The 1,407-nt window shown below is 61.1% G+C and carries 1 protein-coding gene; it reads right to left on the bottom strand.

All coding sequences use genetic code 11. The features are described from left to right. Positions 1-48: 48 nt before the first annotated feature. Positions 49-1,329, bottom strand: coding sequence for an IS256 family transposase (locus ACXIZN_RS43165; protein WP_457960776.1), 1,281 nt, complete (start codon positions 1,327-1,329; stop codon positions 49-51). Positions 1,330-1,407: the final 78 nt, after the last annotated feature.

The following is a 1,407-nucleotide window of genomic DNA, read 5'->3' as shown; positions in this document are numbered from 1 at the left end:
GGCCCTGTCATGATTTCCGTGTAAGCCACGGATGATTGTGTGGTTATGTTAGTGGATTGGTAGGCGGTCGGGGAAGAGTACGACAAGTGTGTTGAGTGCTTGTTTCCATCCCCAGGTTCCGGTTCCTGATGGTCCTCCGCGGTGGCTGGTGATGTTCCGGAGTCCGAGGTAGAGGAGTTTCATGGCGGCGGTGTCGCTGTCGAAGTGGCCGCGGTTCTTGGTGAGTTTACGGAGCTGGAAGTTGATGTTCTCGATCAGGTTTGTCGTGTAGACGACTCGGCGCAGCTCGGCTGGATAGTCCAGGAATGGGGTGAAGTCGTTCCATGCGTGCTGCCAGACTTGGACCGCGGCGGGGTATTGGGTGCCGAATTCTTTGTCGAAGTTCTTGAGTGCGATCTCGGCGGCCTCGAGCGTGGGCGCGGTGTAGATGGATCGCATTCCGGCGGCGACTTTCTTGCGGTCACCGTAGGAGACGAACCGCATCGCGTTTCTGATCACGTGGACCACGCACGTTTGGACGACGGTGTCGGGAAAGACGCCGCGGATCGCGTCGGGCAGTCCGGTCAACCCGTCGCAGCAGGCGATCAGGATGTCCCGCAGGCCCCGGTTGCGCAGGTCGGTGACGACCTTGGCCCAGAACTTCGCGGCTTCGCTGTCGGCGATCCACAAGCCGAGGGCATGCTTGCGGCCTTCGACGTCCACGCCGACGGCCAGGTGGGCGACCTTCGTGGTCACCACGCCCTTGTCCTTGATCCGCAGGCGGATGCCGTCGACGTAGAGAATCGGGTAGACCTCGTCCAGCGGACGCGTCTGCCACAGTGCGATCTCGTCGGCGACCACCTCGGTGACGTTGGAGATCAGTTCCCGTGAGGCGTTCACGCCATAGACTTCATGAAGGTGTGATTCAATATCGCGGGTCGTCATTCCACGGGAATACAGCGACAGGATCACCTCGTCGATATTCCCCAGGCGACGCGCGCGTTTCGGCACTATCGCCGGCTCGAACGAACCGTTCCGATCGCGGGGTACCGCCAGCTCGACCGGCCCATTGGTCGTGGACACCGTTTTCGTCGACCGGCCGTTCCGGGAGTTCCCGCTGCCGTTTCCGGCGGGATCTCCTTTCTCGTATCCGAGATGATGGGTCATTTCGGTATCCAGCGCGCGTTCCAGCACTGCTTTCGTCATCTGATTCAGCAATTCCTGCACACCCAAAGAACCGCCGCTCGCGTGCGCTTCTTTGACCAGCGCGTCCAACACCTCCGGCGGAAGCGCTCCGGCAAGCACTTCAGCCGACGACGAGCCGACCGGGCGTGATGTGTTCTCCGTCACAGAAAGGGCCTTCCTGGATCGCCAACGACGATCCGATCTTGGTCCATCCGCGGCTTACACGGTTGTCATGACACGGCC

The organism is Amycolatopsis sp. TRM77291 (assembly GCF_054166285.1).
Note: the sequence above shows the minus strand (reverse complement) of the source record. Positions and strands in the feature narration are given on the sequence as shown.